The 15,484-nt window shown below is 65.8% G+C and carries 15 protein-coding genes; 3 read left to right on the top strand and 12 right to left on the bottom strand.

Annotation, left to right across the window (positions count from 1 at the left end; genetic code table 11):
• Window positions 1-69: 69 nt before the first annotated feature.
• On the bottom strand, window positions 70-2,052 hold the full coding sequence (locus tag GIW81_RS05535; protein WP_229309084.1) for an amidohydrolase: 1,983 nt from the start codon (window positions 2,050-2,052) through the stop codon (window positions 70-72).
• 71 nt (window positions 2,053-2,123) lie between these two features.
• Window positions 2,124-2,828, bottom strand: a complete 705-nt coding sequence (locus tag GIW81_RS05540) for a DJ-1/PfpI family protein (protein WP_154738300.1) — start codon at window positions 2,826-2,828, stop codon at window positions 2,124-2,126.
• Window positions 2,829-3,096: 268 nt separating this feature from the next.
• Between GIW81_RS05540 and GIW81_RS05545 the strand changes: the two genes are divergently transcribed.
• Entirely contained in the window at window positions 3,097-4,821 is a 1,725-nt protein-coding gene (locus GIW81_RS05545) for a L,D-transpeptidase family protein (protein WP_154738301.1), read from the top strand.
• Between the two features lie 74 nt (window positions 4,822-4,895).
• Here the strand turns inward: GIW81_RS05545 and GIW81_RS05550 are convergent, their stop codons facing one another.
• The 3 genes from GIW81_RS05550 to GIW81_RS05560 form a co-directional block, all read right to left on the bottom strand.
• Complete coding sequence (locus GIW81_RS05550) at window positions 4,896-5,390, bottom strand: SRPBCC family protein (RefSeq protein ID WP_154738302.1); 495 nt, start codon at window positions 5,388-5,390, stop codon at window positions 4,896-4,898.
• Entirely contained in the window at window positions 5,365-5,739 is a 375-nt protein-coding gene (locus GIW81_RS05555; protein WP_154738303.1) for an ArsR/SmtB family transcription factor, read from the bottom strand. The genes GIW81_RS05550 and GIW81_RS05555 overlap by 26 nt, the downstream gene beginning before the upstream one ends.
• Before the next feature lie 155 nt (window positions 5,740-5,894).
• Window positions 5,895-7,190: a fatty acid desaturase family protein gene (locus GIW81_RS05560; RefSeq protein WP_195930403.1), complete on the bottom strand. Its 1,296-nt coding sequence runs from the start codon at window positions 7,188-7,190 to the stop codon at window positions 5,895-5,897.
• Window positions 7,191-7,555: 365 nt separating this feature from the next.
• Here GIW81_RS05560 and GIW81_RS05565 point away from each other — a divergent pair, with 365 nt between their 5' ends.
• Both GIW81_RS05565 and GIW81_RS05570 read left to right on the top strand, forming a co-directional pair.
• On the top strand, window positions 7,556-8,230 hold the full coding sequence (locus GIW81_RS05565) for an aquaporin (RefSeq protein ID WP_154738305.1): 675 nt from the start codon (window positions 7,556-7,558) through the stop codon (window positions 8,228-8,230).
• Between the two features lie 263 nt (window positions 8,231-8,493).
• Window positions 8,494-10,188: a DEAD/DEAH box helicase gene (locus tag GIW81_RS05570; protein WP_154738306.1), complete on the top strand. Its 1,695-nt coding sequence runs from the start codon at window positions 8,494-8,496 to the stop codon at window positions 10,186-10,188.
• 62 nt (window positions 10,189-10,250) lie between these two features.
• Here GIW81_RS05570 and GIW81_RS05575 read toward each other — a convergent pair whose 3' ends face one another.
• From GIW81_RS05575 to sufC, 7 genes are all read right to left on the bottom strand, one after another.
• Window positions 10,251-10,814, bottom strand: coding sequence for a DUF924 family protein (locus GIW81_RS05575; RefSeq protein WP_154738307.1), 564 nt, complete (start codon window positions 10,812-10,814; stop codon window positions 10,251-10,253).
• The gene (locus GIW81_RS05580) at window positions 10,811-11,170 is read right to left on the bottom strand and encodes a TfoX/Sxy family protein (protein ID WP_324614904.1); all 360 of its coding nucleotides are present in this window, start codon (window positions 11,168-11,170) and stop codon (window positions 10,811-10,813) included. The genes GIW81_RS05575 and GIW81_RS05580 overlap by 4 nt, the downstream gene beginning before the upstream one ends.
• 17 nt (window positions 11,171-11,187) lie before the next feature.
• Window positions 11,188-11,565: a HesB/IscA family protein gene (locus GIW81_RS05585; RefSeq protein ID WP_154738309.1), complete on the bottom strand. Its 378-nt coding sequence runs from the start codon at window positions 11,563-11,565 to the stop codon at window positions 11,188-11,190.
• Window positions 11,566-11,639: 74 nt separating this feature from the next.
• A complete protein-coding gene (locus GIW81_RS05590) occupies window positions 11,640-12,062 on the bottom strand; it encodes an SUF system Fe-S cluster assembly protein (RefSeq protein ID WP_154738310.1) in 423 nt (140 codons plus the stop codon).
• Window positions 12,063-12,072: 10 nt separating this feature from the next.
• Complete coding sequence (locus tag GIW81_RS05595; protein WP_154739522.1) at window positions 12,073-13,341, bottom strand: cysteine desulfurase; 1,269 nt, start codon at window positions 13,339-13,341, stop codon at window positions 12,073-12,075.
• Window positions 13,342-13,358: 17 nt separating this feature from the next.
• Window positions 13,359-14,690 carry a Fe-S cluster assembly protein SufD gene (sufD, locus tag GIW81_RS05600; RefSeq protein ID WP_154738311.1) on the bottom strand — a complete coding sequence of 444 codons (1,332 nt, stop codon included), beginning with the start codon at window positions 14,688-14,690 and terminating at the stop codon, window positions 13,359-13,361.
• On the bottom strand, window positions 14,691-15,446 hold the full coding sequence (gene sufC / locus GIW81_RS05605; RefSeq protein ID WP_154738312.1) for a Fe-S cluster assembly ATPase SufC: 756 nt from the start codon (window positions 15,444-15,446) through the stop codon (window positions 14,691-14,693).
• Between the last annotated feature and the right edge of the window lie 38 nt (window positions 15,447-15,484).

Genomic DNA, 15,484 nt, shown 5'->3' on the forward strand with positions numbered 1-15,484 from the left:
GTCCGATTTCCTGATTGGCGCCACCGGAACGCCGAGCCCTAGGGCCGCCGGCGACCGCATAAGAACAGCTCACGGGTGGCGGGTGTCGGCGGTCAGGATGACCTTGCCGCCGAGGATGGTCGCCACCACGGGAATGTCCTTGATCTGCATCGGATCGACGGCCAGCGGATCGTCGTCCAGCACCGCAAAGTCGGCGAGCTTGCCCGCCTCGATGGTCCCGACCTTGTCCTCGACCCCCAGCGTATAGGCGGCGTCGATCGTCACCATCTTCATCGCGCGCGCAACGTCGACGCGCTCGGCCGGCGCACGCACCTTGCCGGAGGTGAAGCCAATGCGGTTCACCGCCGTCCACACCTCGAGCAGCGGACTCGGGATGCCGACAGGCGTGTCGGAGTGCAGCGACACGACGATGTCCTGATCGACGAGCGAGCGCATGCGCGCCGCTAGCGAGGCGCGGTCGGTCCCGAGCTGGGGGATCGACAGGTCGGCACGCTCGTAGACGTAATAGGGATTGGTCGACACCACGGCCCCCAGCGCCTTGACCCGCCGCCCTTGCGCAACCGTCGAGATGCCGAAGTGCTCGAACGAGAAGCGATGGTCGAAGCGCGGCTTCTCGGCCTGCAAGGCGGCGAGCGCGTCGAGCGTGACCTGGTTGCCGCCGCTGCCGTTCGAGTGGACGTGGATTGGAAAGCCGGCATTCCACCACGGGCGCATGGCCGCGACGAAATCCTCCTTCGAGGCATACATGAACAGCCCCTTGTACTTGTCGGCGTCCACGTAGCCGGGCCACTGCATCTGCATGCTGAGACTGACGAAGGCGTCGTCGGCATAGAATTTGACACCCTTGAACATAGCCTTGTCGTTCGACTCCGCTTGCATGGCGAGAGCCTTGTCGACTGCCGCGGCTCCATAGGCTTTGCCGGCGCTGAACCCGTCGACCACGTGCACGATACGTTGCATCGATGCATCGGTGGCAAAGTAGGTACGCGACAGCTCCTGCTCGAGGCCCATGTCGACGCCGCCGAAGAAGAGGTCGCCGGCCGTCGTCACGCCTGCCTGCTGCATCAGCGCGCCGAAATAGTTCAGGTTCTTCGTCGCCGCTCCTGGCTGCATCTGCTCGGCGATAACCTGGGGCAACAGGACGCGAGCGGCATCGGTGCCGAGGAACTGACCGTTCGACGAGCCGTCCGGATTGGTGCCCGCGCCGATCACGCCTTTGATCTTCTCCGGCGTGATGTCGTATTTGTCGATCGCGGCGGTGTTGGCATAAGCGTTGTGCTCGGAAGCGTCCCACACGATCAGCGGCTGCGATATCGAGATCGCGTCGAGCGTCTTGCGGTTGAAGTCCTCGCCCATGGCGAGAACGTCGTAGCCCCAGGTGAGAACCGTCTCGTCCGGCGATGGGGCGTCGGCGACGAACTGCTTGAGCCGGGCGATCGCCTCATCGTAGGTCTTCACGCCGGGGATTTCGGGCCCGTAGGGACTGCGAACGGGGAAGTGACTGAGCGTCGGCCGGCTGATGGCGAGCGAGCCCATGACCGGATGCGTGTGAGCCTCGACGAAGCCCGGATAGATAACCTTGTCCTTGAACCGGTCGTCGACTTCGTATGGGTATTTGTCGAGCCAAGGCATCAGGTCGTCGAAGGTGACGCCGACCGACAGGATCTTGCCATCCATGACGGCAACCGCCGTGGCCTCAGGCCAGCCCGGGTCCATGGTGACGAACTTCTTCGCCAGAAACACAGTGATCTTCGGCTTCGCGCCCGCCGGATGAGCGGCAACGGGCGGAGCGGCGGCGCCAGCGAGCTGCATCGCCGGGGCGCCCCCGCGTTTGGCATTGATGGCGATCGCCTCGCGAAAAAAAGGCGCGAGTTCGGTGACGCAGTAGGTGCCCCAGGTTTCATCCGGCGTGACCTTCGGGTCATAGCCGTGGATGCCGAGAATCTGGCGCCTCGGCTTATGCTCGTGGCCCGGATGGGCGAGCGCGAAACCAACGCCGGCGGCGATGAGCGGCACGGCAGCGAAAAGTCGGGCGAGGTGAAGGGAGCGCATCACCTACCAATATACCCAGGCGGTTACTAAGACCTCGCCGGGCGACAGACGCTCCCTTTGACCCTCGTCGCTCACGCCGGGATGCCAAGACGCTGCGCCACCCGGCGCGCCGTCGCCTCGCGCTGGCGGGTGATCGCCCCGACCGCGCGGCGCGCCGCCTCCAGCACGTGTGGCGGCGCCGTGGCCGGAGACCCGCTGTCGAACGGCGGCTCGGGGGCGTACTGCATGAAGAGCTGGATCGCACGGGCCGCATCATCGCCGCGCAGCTCAGCCGCCACGCGCAGGGCCCCGTCGATGCCGGCCGTGACGCCGGCGGCGCAGACGAGCTTGCCGTCGACCACGACCCGGGCATCCACGGGGACAGCACCGAAAAGCGGCAGCAGGTGGTGGGCGGACCAGTGCGTCGTCGCCCGCCGTCCCTGCAGGAGCCCAGCGGCGCCACAGAGAAGTGCACCGGTACAGACGGAAAAGATGCAGCGCGCGCCTGCCGCCTGGCGGGCGATCCAGCCCAAGGTCTCGGCGTCGTCCATCAGCGCTTCCTGGCCGAAACCGCCCGCAATGTGCAGCAGGTCGAGTTGCGGCGCCTCCGCGAGGGTCGCGTCCGGGGTCAGCCGCAGGCCCTGCACGTCGCGCACGGGAGCAAGCGTCTTGCCGTAAAGACGCAGGGTGGAATTCGGCAGCCGCGACAAGACCTCGAACGGCCCGGTGAGGTCGATCTGGTCCAGTCCCTCGAACAAAAGCGAGCCGATCTCGAGGTGATCGCCTTCAGCAACCATGTTGATCGTCTCCTCGCCTGCGGGCCTTGGGGCCCCCTAAATCGCCGCAACCGTCCCGCAAAAAGCCGTATCGCCGGATACCACTAGGAAGCCGGTGAATTGAACAAGTTGACCGTCGATGTAAATTGTATAGGCAGCCTCGTGGCTTCCGCGGGCGTTTGCGCCCCACCGTCCCCCCGCCGCATCCGATGCGGATCCAACTGCGCTAATCGGAGTTTAGGATTTCTCTAGTTAGATCAGTGGTTAGGGCTTTCTAAGGGTTATCAACATGCTGTCACTATCGGCGATGCCTCGTCGCTACTCCCTTCCTTCCGTCCTCGCGCTTGCGGCGCTGGCGGCAGCGAGTTTCGCCGGCCCGGCGGACGCGCGTAGGGACCGCTACTACGGCTACGACAGCTACGACGAGCCCGACAGGGAGCAGAAGGCCGCGCCCGCCGAGCAGCCGAAGCTCAACCGCCAGGCTGGCCAGCCAAGGCTCGCGGTCGTTTCGCTGGGTGACCAGCGCGTGACGATTTATGACGCCGACGGCCAGATCATGCAGGGCCCGATTTCCACCGGCGCGACGCCGAACGATACGCCTCCGGGCATCTACGCCGTCCTGCAGAAGAACCGCGAGCACTACTCCAACCGCTACGACGACGCGGCGATGCCGTTCATGCAGCGCATCACCTGGACGGGCATCGCGCTGCACGCCGGCGCGCTCCCCGGCTATCCGGCTTCGCACGGCTGCGTCCGCCTGCGCGAGGACTTCGCCAACAACCTGTTCGACAAGACCAAGCTCGGCATGCGCGTCGTCATCTCGCGCAACAACATGGCGCCCTCGCCCATCTCGCACCCGGTGCTGTTCAAGCCCAAGCCCTTCCGCGACAACGTCGCCGTGCTGACGCCGGCGGCCGTGCAGACGCTCGCGCCCACCGAAGAGGGCAAGGACACCCGCTACTACGGCGGCGGTCAGAACGACCCGCCGGAGCTCGCGACGCGTACTGCCGCGCTGCAGGCAATGGCGGCGGCGAAGACGGCCGAGGCCCAGGAGCTGGCGAAGAAGGTCGAGGAAACCCGCGTCGCTTTCAAGCAAAAGACGCGTGAGAGCGCCCGCGCGGCGAAGGCGCTGAAGAGCGCCGAACGCGCCTACATGAATGCCGTCGAATGGCAGGCCGGCACCGAGAAGGACCTCACGCGCGCCAAGACCGAGAAGCAGACTAAGCGCGCCGAGGACCAGAAGGCGAAGGCGATCGCCAAGGTGGCCGAGACCAAGGCGAAGTTCGAGGCTGTCACCGCCGAGAACAAGCCGGCGCTCGAGGAGCTGGCTCGTGCCGAGGAAGCCTTCAAGGCGGCCGACGCCGAGCACAAGGCTGTTGCCGGCGCTGCGCGCGAAGCCCTTCGCAAGCTGTCGCCGGTGTCGGTGTTCGTCAGCCTCAAGGCCAAGAAGCTCTATATCCGGCAGGACATGGAGCAGATCTACGAGGGTGATGTCACGATCCGCGATCCCGACCAGCCGATCGGCACCCACATCTTCACCGCCGTCGACTATCAGCCGGGCGGCCGCGACATGAAGTGGAATGTCGTCTCCATCGCCGGACGCCAGCCCGGCGAGCCGGAGAAGAGCAGCGGCATGAACCAAGCTTCGCGCAACGCCTCGGTCCCGAGCATCCCGACGGACGTTGCCGCCGCGACAGCTGCCCTGGATCGCGTCGAGATCCCGAAGGAGACGGCCGAGCACATCTCCGAGCTGGTCCTGCCGGGCTCGTCGCTGATCGTCTCCGACGAGGCCGCGCACAAGGAGACCGGCAAGGCGACCGACTTCATCGTGCTGCTCTCCGGCGAGCCGCAGGGCGGCATCATCCTGCGCCCGAAGCCGAAGCCCGAGTTCTACGACGACTACTGGGGCTACGGTGGTTATGGTGGTTACGGCTACAACGATGGCTACGACCGTCGCCGGCGCCGCGGCGGCGCCCCCTACGGACCGTTCGGCGGCGCCTTCAAGTGGTGGTAAGCGCCAAGCGCTGACTACCTAGCGAAATGAAATGAGACCGCGAGCGGCAGCCCCGCTCGCGGTCTCTTCGTTTTTCAGGCCTGCTCGCGCCGGGCCATCTCGCCCGCCAGCTCGCCCAGCTGGTCGAGGCCGGAGTTGGTGCCCTGCTCGAAGCCGCGCGACACGTGCGAGTTGCGCATGGCGATGCTCTCGAAGACCGTGTGGATGGTGAGCGTCGTCTTGCCGGCCTTCTCGTCGAAGGTGACCGTGACGACCATGCGCCCGGCGCCCTTGGTCTCGAAGCCATTGTCGTAGACGATCTTCTTGTTCGGCACGATCTCCAGGTACTCCCCGCCGAACGGCGTGTTCTGCCGGCCGCTCGGCCCGGTCATAGCGAAGCGGAACTTGCCGCCGACGCGGAAGTCCATCTCGCACAGCGTTACCGGCCAGCCCTTCGGCCCGAACCAGCGCATGATGTGCTCCGGCTTCGAGTAGGCCTCGAAGAGAAACCGCGCGGGCGCGTCGAACACCCGCGTGATGACGACCTCGCGTTGGCTTTCCGGCTCACTTGCCACGGCGTTTACCTGCATGACGCTTCTCCTTTCGCTGCAGCACTTTCACGTAGTCGTCGAGGCGGTCGAGGCTCTCGCTCCAGAACTGCTCGTAGCCGCCCAGCCACTCGGAGGCGTCGGCCAGCGGAGCCGCGTTGAGGCGCACGGGGCGGAACTGGGCGCTGCGCCCGCGGGCGACGAGCCCGGCGCCTTCGAGCACCTTCAAATGCTTCGAGATGGTCGGCTGGCTGACGCGGAAGGGCGCGACCAGCTCGTTCACCGTCGCCTCGCCCTGCGCCAGGCGCGCGAGGATGGCGCGGCGGGTGGGATCGGAGAGCGCCGCGAAGACGCGGTCGAGGTTCTGCGAGGCTTGAGCGGCGGGCGCCATGTATTCCTCATCGGCTATATAGCCATATAGCTATTCAATAGCCGCGGCGAAGTCAAGCGCCGCTGTACCGGCGCGCGAGTTCTGGTCTTCAGATGAGCGAATGCAATCGCGTGGGCGCGGCGGCGGGAGCGCTTGCCCCCCCCGCGCAAACCTCACTAGTCGCGGCGCAGCGACGCCTCGACCTCGCGCGCGATGCCGGCCGCGTCGGCAATGTCGGCGTCCGCGATCGCGGCATTGTCGACGTAAACCGCCGACCGCGTCTTCGGCGCGTGCTCAGGACCAAGCACGCTCATCGCCGTCGGATGCCCGTGCGCGTTGTCGTGGTGGCCGAAGTAGCCTTCGACGATCACGCCCTTATCCGCATACTCGGGATCGCGCAGCATGATCTCGTGCAGCTTCTTCAAGTTGTAGTGCGGCACCGACGCCATCATGTGATGCGGCAAGTGGTAATCCATGCCCCACGGGAACACGGCGTAGCGCACCAGCGGTCCGGCGAGGAACACGCGCGTATTGGTGTAGCGGCCGCGGTCGGCGTTGCCGTGCTGCACCCACTGGCGCAGGATCATGAACAGGGGAAAGGCCGTGAACACGGGGACGAGCCACAGCAGGCCGAAGTAGGCCCAGGCGGGTCCCCAGCCGGCGAGCTGCACCGCGCACAGCGCGCCGTAGAGGATGGCGAGATACGTGACGCGGCCGATGCCCGTGTAGCGCAGCGGAATGACCGGTGAGAGGCGGGTGCGCGGATAGTGGTGGTCGGGGAGCAGGTAGAGGATCGTGACCACCAACGCCCACATGAGCGGCAGGATGATCGCCACCGCGGTCGCATAGCCCATGGCGGTCAACGGAATGACGATGAGCGGTGCGCCGACGGCAAAGACCAGGCCGGCGCGCAACGGACGGATGGTGCCCGGGTTTGCCGGGTCGGCGTAGGGGTTGTGGCCGTGGCCCAGCGCGCTGTAGCGGGCGCGAGTGATCGTGTAGCGGAAGAGGTTCGGTATCCAGAGCTGCTTGATGAGCTTCCACGCCATCTCGACGTGCGTGATGGGGAAGTCGAGCCAGTGGTCGCTTTCTTGCAGCTGGCTGATGTCCGGGTCGCGCTCCGGGTCGTTGACGAACTGGTGGTGCGCGAGGTGATGCAGGCGGAAGTGGTACGTCGTCGTCAAGATAGGGAACGCTGCCAGCCAGTCGGACGCGAGCTCGTTGAGCTTGCGGTTGGCGAACAGCATGTAATGCGTGCCTTCGTGGATCGCGCCGCCGAACTGGTGCTGCGAGGCGCCGATGGCGACGATGGCGACGAGCGTCGAAGGAAGCGTCCACCACCAGGAGATGTCGCCGGCGCGGGCGCTCTCGATGACCCACACGGCGCCGACGACGGACGCGGCGATCACGACGTAGATGCGCGCGAGGTGCAACCAGTTGGTGACGTTGTCGCGCACCTTTAAGGCGTTCACCACCTCACCGGATTGGCGATTCGGTCGGCCACGCGCGGGCTCGTCCAGTGCAGACCCGGCCGAAACGACGGCCGCCGCGTCTTGAGCTCCCATATGTGCGATTCCCGGAATTTGAGTTCTACGGTTCGCCGAATCTCTCCAACCTATTCTGGCAAACTGTGAATCGCCCAGCCATGGCAAACGAATTGCTGCGGCGAAGTTGCATCGGGGTTACGGCAGAGGATGCAATCTAGCGCAAGCCGTTGCCCAATGTTCCTGCGAAGCATTAGTAAAGTTGTCGCGCGGTGCCTTGTCCTGCTTCGGCAAGTGCCACCCGATTGCGTGTGCGTCAACCGGGAAGCACATACAGCAATGGGGGAGATGACATGAGGTACAGGGCACTCGCCGCCGAGTTCATCGGCACGTTTATGCTCGTCGCGTCGGTGCTCGGTGCAGCACTATTTTCGTTTCCGATCGCCGGCATCGTCGGCGTTGCGCTTTCGATCGGCTTCTCGGTCATGGCGATGATATTTGCCGTCGGATACATCTCCGGCGGACACTTCAATCCCGCCGTCACCTTGGGGCTCGTCGCCGGACGCCGCTTCGCGGCCAGCGAAGCCCCCGCCTATATCCTGGCGCAGTGCCTTGGCGGCATAGCGGCTGCCATCGTTTTCTACGTCATCGCCTCGGGCAAGAGCGGCGGGTTCGAGGTCGGCAACTTCGCCTCCAACATGTATGGTGGCGAGGGGTATTCGATGCTGTCGGCCTTCATCATCGAGGTCGTGCTCACCGGCCTCTTCATCTTCATCATCATGGGCGTGACGGGCCCGCGCGCGCCGGCCGGCTTCGCCGCCATTGCCATCGGCCTCACCCTCTCGGCCATCCACCTCATGGCCATTCCAGTCGATAATGCCTCCGTGAACCCGGCACGCAGCCTAGCGACGGCGGTCATCGCCATGGGGGAGCCGCTGGCGCAGCTGTGGCTGTTCTGGGTGGCCCCGATCCTCGGCGGTGTGCTGGGCGGCCTGCTCGGGCGGTGCCTGATCGACAACAACGACTGATTTGTGACGAGATATACGCAGGAAAAGCCGCGGCTCGACGCCACATCCCGCGGTTTTTCTTGCGTTTTTAGCGAACATATGTAAGCAAGCAGTCGGCTCGAGCGCAGGGGTTCGCTATTCGACTAAAGCCCTTTTCGAGCCCGACATTTTGTCATTTTGCCAACTCAGGCGATACCCGAACTCCCCCTGCGCTCCGTCACCCGCTGCCGCCATAGAAGGCGCTGGCGCGGGCATGCATGAACGCAGGACGGAGAAGTTTACTTTTGGAACCCAAGACCTTCGCGGAGCTCGGCTTGAGCTCCAAGGTGCAGGCGGCCATATCTGCCGCCGGCTACACGACGCCGACGCCCATTCAGGCCGCTGCCATCCCGATTGCCGTCACCGGACAAGACGTGCTCGGCATCGCCCAGACCGGCACCGGCAAGACCGCGTCGTTCGTCTTGCCGATGATCACCCGCCTCGAGACGGGACGCGCCCGGGCCCGCATGCCGCGCTCGCTGATCCTCGCTCCAACGCGCGAGCTCGCCGCCCAGGTGGCGCAGAGCTTCGAGAAATACGGCCTCGGTAACAAGCTGTCGCTCGCGCTCCTCATCGGCGGCGTGTCGATGGACGACCAGGTGAAGAAGCTCGACCGCGGCGTCGACGTGCTGATCGCCACCCCGGGCCGCCTGCTCGACCACTTCCAGCGTGGCCGCGTCATGCTGATGGGCGTCGAGATCCTCGTCATCGACGAGGCCGACCGCATGCTCGACATGGGCTTCATCCCTGACATCGAGAAGATCTGCAAGCTGCTGCCGCCGCGCCGGCAGACCTTGTTCTTCTCTGCGACGATGCCGCCCGAGATCACGCGGCTCGTCAGCCAGTTCCTCACCAATCCAGAGCGCATCGAGGTGGCCCCGCCGGCGACGACGGCGAAGACCATCACCCAGCGCTTCCAGTACTGCGCCAACGGCGAGGACTGGGCGAAGCGCGAGGTCCTGCGCGATCTCATCGCCAGCCAGAACGTCAAGAACGCGATCATCTTCTGCAATCGCAAGGTCGAGGTGGCGATCCTGCACAAATCGCTCGTCAAGCACGGCTTCTCGGCCGGCGCGCTGCATGGCGACATGGATCAGAAGGCACGTATGGAAACGCTCGACAAGTTCCGCTCGGGCGACTTGAAGCTGCTGGCGGCCAGCGACGTCGCGGCGCGAGGCCTCGACATTCCCGACGTCAGCCACATCTTCAACTTCGATCTGCCGTGGCAGCCCGACGACTACGTGCACCGTATCGGCCGCACGGGCCGCGCCGGCAAAGAGGGCGTCTCCATGTCTCTGGTGACGGTCGACGAGCTGAAGTCTCTCAAGGACATCGAAAAGATGCTGGGCGAGCCGGTCGAGTGGATCGGCGAGGCGCCGTCGGACCAGGACTTCGCCGATGCCGGCAAGAAGCGGCGCGGACGCGGCGGGCGCGGGGCGCGTCCCGGCGGCGGTCGCGGCGAGCGTGGCGGGCGCAGTGGCGCACCGGCGCAGGCGCGCGGCGACGACAAGGGCCGCCGTGGCGGCGCGCAGCGCGGCGGTGAACGGCGCGAGCGCGGCGGCGAACATGGCAGCGAACGGGGCGAGCAGCGTCCCGAGGCGCGCGCCGAGCAACCGCGCGAGCCGCGAGAGCATCGCGAGCCAAGGGAGCACCGCGAACCGCGGGAGCAGCAGGCACGCCAACCGCGTGAGCCGCGTCCCGAGCAGCGCGAGCAGCCGCGGGCAGCGCGTCCGCAGCAGCAGCCGAATGGTGCCGGCCCGAGCCAGGGCCGGCCGCCGCGTAACGCACAGGCCGATGCCAAGCCCGTGCAACAGCCGCGCGGAGAGCAGCGCCCGCAGCAGCAGCGGCAACCGGAAGGCGGGCGTTCGGGCTTCGCCGACAACGTGCCGGCGTTCCTGCGCAATCCGGTGAAGCGCCCGGCCAAGGTCGCCGGCGAGTAAGATCGGCCGCAGGACGAAAGCAAAGAAGGCGCCTTGCGGCGCCTTTTTTCATGCCTGCGTCCTCAGAACGAGCTGCCCGGCTGCTCGAGGAAGGCGACTTCCTCAGGCGTGGAAGCGCGGCCGAGGATGACGTTGCGGTGCGGGAAGCGGCCAAAGCGCTCGATCACATCCCGATGCGCCTCGGCGTAGCGGGCGTACTCTACATCGCCCAGCGCGCCGATGAGCTCGACCGAGCGGAGCTGGTCAGCATAGGCTTCGCTGTGCTCGAACGGCATGTAGAAGAAGACCCGCCGTTCGGCAGGAAGTCGCTGGTCTAACCCGAGCGCAATTGCGAGCCTGGCGATGCCGCGGGCCAGCTCGTCGTAGGCGAAGGCGCGCGGTGTGCCGCGATAGATGTTGCGCGAGAACTGATCGAGGACGATTACGGTCGCCAGTGCGTGCGCAGGACTGGAAACGGAGTCCTCGACCTCGCGGACGTTGATCTCGTCGATCAGCGGCGCAAAGCGGTCGCGGATTTCCACATCGATCGCGGCGTCCTTTACGAACCACGACTTGCGACCCAGCCGGTCGAACCAGAAGCCCAGCACATCGTCGACCCAGGCCGGCTCCGAAGTCGAAGTAGTCATTTTACTTGTCCTTTCGGCTTGCGGGTACGCCGCGGCGCTGCGTGCCGTGCCGCCTGCAAGGCGCGCGCCGCCCAGCGCTGCAACTCGGTCCTGTCGTCGAGCAGCAGCTCGGGCGCGCGCCAGTAAGACGTGCTGATGCGCCGGCCCTGCTTCATGAAGCTGAACGGCTCGAGGCCCTCGGCCTCGAATGTCGCGCGGCTTTCGTCATCGGTCTTGAGATAAAGCACGTCATCGATGACGAGGGCGAAGATCACCCCGTCGATGTAGACACCGGCGCCGCTGAACATACGGCGGGCGGTGACGGTCCCGAGGTCGGAAAGCTGATCCTGGAGAAGCGCGAGGAAGCCGTCGCTCACGCGCATTGCGACGCCGCTCAGTCGGTGGCGGCGTTGGGCTCGGCCGGCACGAGGTTGACGCTCTCGCCGCAGCCGCACGAGCCCCGCTGGTTCGGGTTGTTGAACACGAACTGGCTGGCGAGCTTGTCGGTCTTGTAGTCCATCTCGGTGCCGAGCAGGTACATGATGGCCGCCGGCTCGATCAGCAGCACGGCCCCGTCCTGCTCGACCACCTCGTCATGCGCGTGCTTCTCGCTGGCGACCGACATGGTGTACTCCATGCCGGCGCAACCGCCCTTCTTGACGCCGATCCTGACACCGAGCGCGTCCGGGTTGGCAGCCATCAGCGCATTGACGCGGCGCACGGCGTCGCCGGTCATCGTAACAACGCTGGGCATCATCCGCAGGGTGGGCATCGCGTCTATCCTGAATTGCGTCAGTTCAACATATAGTCAGCGTCGGGCGTTTCTGAAACCGCGCTGTTTTAGAATTAGAACATGTTGAGGGCGAGCCGTGCTTCGTCCGACATGCGGCTCATATCCCACGGCGGATCGAAGGTCATGGTGACGGTGGTGTTGGCCACGCCCGGCACCGCGTTCACGGCGTTTTCGACCCACTTCGGCATCTCGCCGGCCACCGGGCAGCCGGGTGCCGTCAGCGTCATGGAGATGGCAACGTTACGGTCGTCGTCGACGTCGACGGAATAGATCAGTCCCAGCTCGTAGATGTCCGAAGGTATCTCCGGGTCGTAGACGGTCTTCAAGGCGGCGATGATGTCGGCCAGCAGCGGGTCGTCCGCCGGCGTCACTTCGCTCGGAGCCGCAACTTCAGCAACAGGTGCTGGCGTTTCGGCTTCCGGCCTGCCGGCGGGGGGCGCCGTTGCCCGTTCGGTATCGATCGGTTTGCCGTCCATGGCGATATCCTTACGCGAACAGCTCGTGCGCCCGCGTCAGGGCGGCAACGAGCGCATCCACTTCCTCTTTGGTGTTGTACATGGCGAACGAGGCCCGGCACACGGCCGTCACCCCGAGTCGCTCCATCAGCGGCTGAGCGCAGTGGTGCCCGGCGCGCACGGCAACGCCCGAGCGGTCGATGACGGTGGCGATGTCGTGGGCGTGCAGGCCGTCTATGTTGAAGGAGACGATGCCGCCCTTGCCGGGCGCCGTGCCGTAGATCTTGAGCCACGGCAGCTCGGCCATCTGCGCTTGCGCGTAGTCGAGCAGCTCGGCCTCGTGGCGGGCGATCTGGTCGCGGCCAACCTGCATCATGTAGTTCAGCGCGTGGCCGAGCCCGATCGCCTCGACGATCGGCGGCGTGCCGGCCTCGAACTTGTGGGGGGTCTTGCCGTAGGTGATGCGGTCCACGGCGACGTGCTCGATCATGCCGCCGCCGCCCTGGTACGGGCGCATGGCGTCGAGCAGCGCCTGCTTGCCGTACAGCACGCCGATGCCGGTCGGCCCGTAGGTCTTGTGGCCGGTGAAGACGTAGAAGTCGGCGTCGAGCTCGCGCACGTCGATGGGCAGATGCACGGCCGCCTGGCTGCCGTCCACCAGCACCGGGATCCCGCGCTCGTGCGCCAGGCGGATGATCTCGCGCACCGGCACCAGCGTGCCGGTCACGTTCGACATGTGGGTGATGGCGACAATTTTGGTGCGTGGCGTCAGTAGCCGCTCGAACTCATCGAGCAGCAGCTCGCCGTTGTCGGCGATCGGCGCCCACTTGAGGACGGCGCCCTGCCGCTCGCGATGGAAGTGCCACGGGACGATGTTGGAGTGGTGCTCCAATATCGACAGCACGATCTCGTCGCCGGCGCCGATCTTGTCGCCGAACGAGTCGGCGACGAGGTTGATCGCGGCGGTGGCATTCTTGGTGAAGATGATCTCGTCGACGCTGCCGGCGTTGAGGAAGCGGCGCACGGACTCGCGCGCGTCCTCGAAGTGCTGCGTCGCCGTATTCGACAGGTAATGCAGGCCGCGGTGCACGTTGGCATATTCGAACCGATAGACGTGATCCATCGTATCGATCACCGAGCGCGGCTTCTGCGCGCTCGCGGCGTTGTCGAGATAGACGAGCGGCTTGCCGTAGACCTCGCGGAAGAGGATCGGGAAATCGGCGCGGATGCGCGCCACGTCGAACGGCGCGCCGGGTTGAACCGGTACGACCGCTCGCACGGCTTCACGCGTTCCGCTCATCTCCTGCACGCCTGCCATCAGACACCTTTCGCCTCATGCAGCCAGCCCCGCGCCAGCTCCGCCAGTGCGTCGCGCAGTTCCTCGTTATCGACCTTCTCGAGCGCCTCGCCGACGAAGGACTCGATCAGCAGGGCGCGCGCCTGCGCCGCGGGGATGCCGCGCGCCTGGCAGTAGAACAGAAGATCCTCGTCGAGATCGGCGCTGGTCGAGCCGTGGCCGCAGACCACGTCGTCGGCGTAGATCTCAAGCTCGGGCTTGGAGTCGAACTCGGTATCCGGCGACAGCATCAGCACCTGCGCCATCTGCTTGCCGTCGGTCTTCTGCGCGTCGGGACGCACGATCACCTTGCCTTGGAAGATGCCGCGCGCGTGGTCGTCGAGCACGCCCTTGAACAGCTCGCGGCTGGTGCACTGGGGCACCGCGTGATCGACCACCAGAGTGGTGTCGATATGCTCGCCGCCGCGCGCGAGGAACGCGCCCGATAGATCCAAGTTGCTGCCCGTGCCGGCGAAGACGACGCCGATCTGGTTGCGGACGAGCGCCGTGCCGGCCGTGAACTGGAAGCCGCGGTAGTCGGCATCCGGCCCGAGTTCGGCCAGCCAGTTGGCGAGGTGGGTGCCGCCACCGGTTGCATGCGTGCACTTGACGTGCGCGAATTTTGCGCCCTTGCCGACGATCAGCTTAGTAACTGCGTTGACCTGGAAGTCCTTGGCGGCCGTCGGCAGCGTCACGTGCGCTTCGATGACCGTCGCCTCGGCGCCTTCGCCGACGCGCACAATGTTACGGGTGGCCGCGAAGCTCGCTTCCGGTGCGGCGCGCAGCGACACGATCAGCACGGGCCGATCGAGCTTCGCGTCGGGCGCGATGTCGATGACGGCGCCGTCGGCGGCGTAGGCCGTGTTCAACGCCAAGACCGCATCGTCGTCGCGGCCGTTGTTATGGAGGAACTCGGCCGCCGTCCCGTCGCTTTCGAGTAGCGTCGCCAGCGAGGCGACGCTCACGCTCCCGTCGGCGACCAGCGCCGACAGGTCGGGCGCATAGCGGCCGTCGACGAACACAACGCGGTGTGCCACCACGCGAGCGAGCGGCCCCAGCGCGGCGACGACGTCGGCCTCGGTCACCTTCGGCGCCTTTTGCGGCGCCGGCAGTGCCTCCTTCAGCAGGGTGCGCAGGTCGGTATATTTCCACGCCTCGATGCGCCGATGCGGCAGGCCCAGCGAGCCAAACCGGCCCATGGCGTCGCGGCGCAGCTTGACGATCTCAGGCGTGCCCGGTAGCTCGGGAGCGGCCGCGCCGAACGCCTCGCTCAGCGCCTGCTCCGTCTTCGTTTTGAGGACTGCTACGTTCATCTAGGCCGCCTTCACCTGGTATTCCGCATAGCCCGACTTCTCGAGCTCCTTCGCCAGCGAGGCATCGCCCGACTTGCGGATCTTGCCATCGACCATGACGTGCACGCGGTCGGGAACGATGTAGTTCAAGAGCCGCTGGTAGTGAGTGATGACCAGCATCGAGCGGTCCTTGGAGCGCATGGAGTTGACGCCGTCGGCGACGATGCGCAGTGCGTCGATGTCGAGCCCGCTATCGGTCTCATCCAGCACGCACAGGCTCGGCTCGAGCACTTCCATCTGCAGGATCTCGGAGCGCTTCTTCTCGCCGCCGGAGAAGCCAACGTTGACCGGGCGCTTCAGCATATCCATGTCGATGTTGAGACGTTCGGCCTTGCCCTTCACGAACTTCAGGAACTCCGGCGTCGTCATCTCGGTCTCGCCGCGCGCCTTACGCACGGCGTTTTTGGCGGTACGCAGGAACGTCAGGCCGGCAACTCCGGGGATCTCCATCGGATACTGGAAGGCGAGGAACACGCCCTTGGCGGCGCGCTCTTCCGGCTCCATCTCGAGAATGCTTTCGCCGTTCCACAGGATGTCGCCGCTCGTCACCTCGTAGTCCTCGCGCCCGGCGAGAACGTAGGCGAGCGTCGACTTTCCCGATCCGTTCGGGCCCATGATGGCGTGCACTTCGCCCTTGGGGATGGTCAGCGACAGCCCCTTGAGGATCTCGCGCTCCTCGTCGGCGATCTTCACGTGCAGGTCTTTGATCTCAAGCATCTACTTCAGCCTGTCTGTATGTCTGTCTAATAGTGAAT

The organism is Hyphomicrobium album (assembly GCF_009708035.1).
Lineage (GTDB): Bacteria > Pseudomonadota > Alphaproteobacteria > Rhizobiales > Hyphomicrobiaceae > Hyphomicrobium_A > Hyphomicrobium_A album.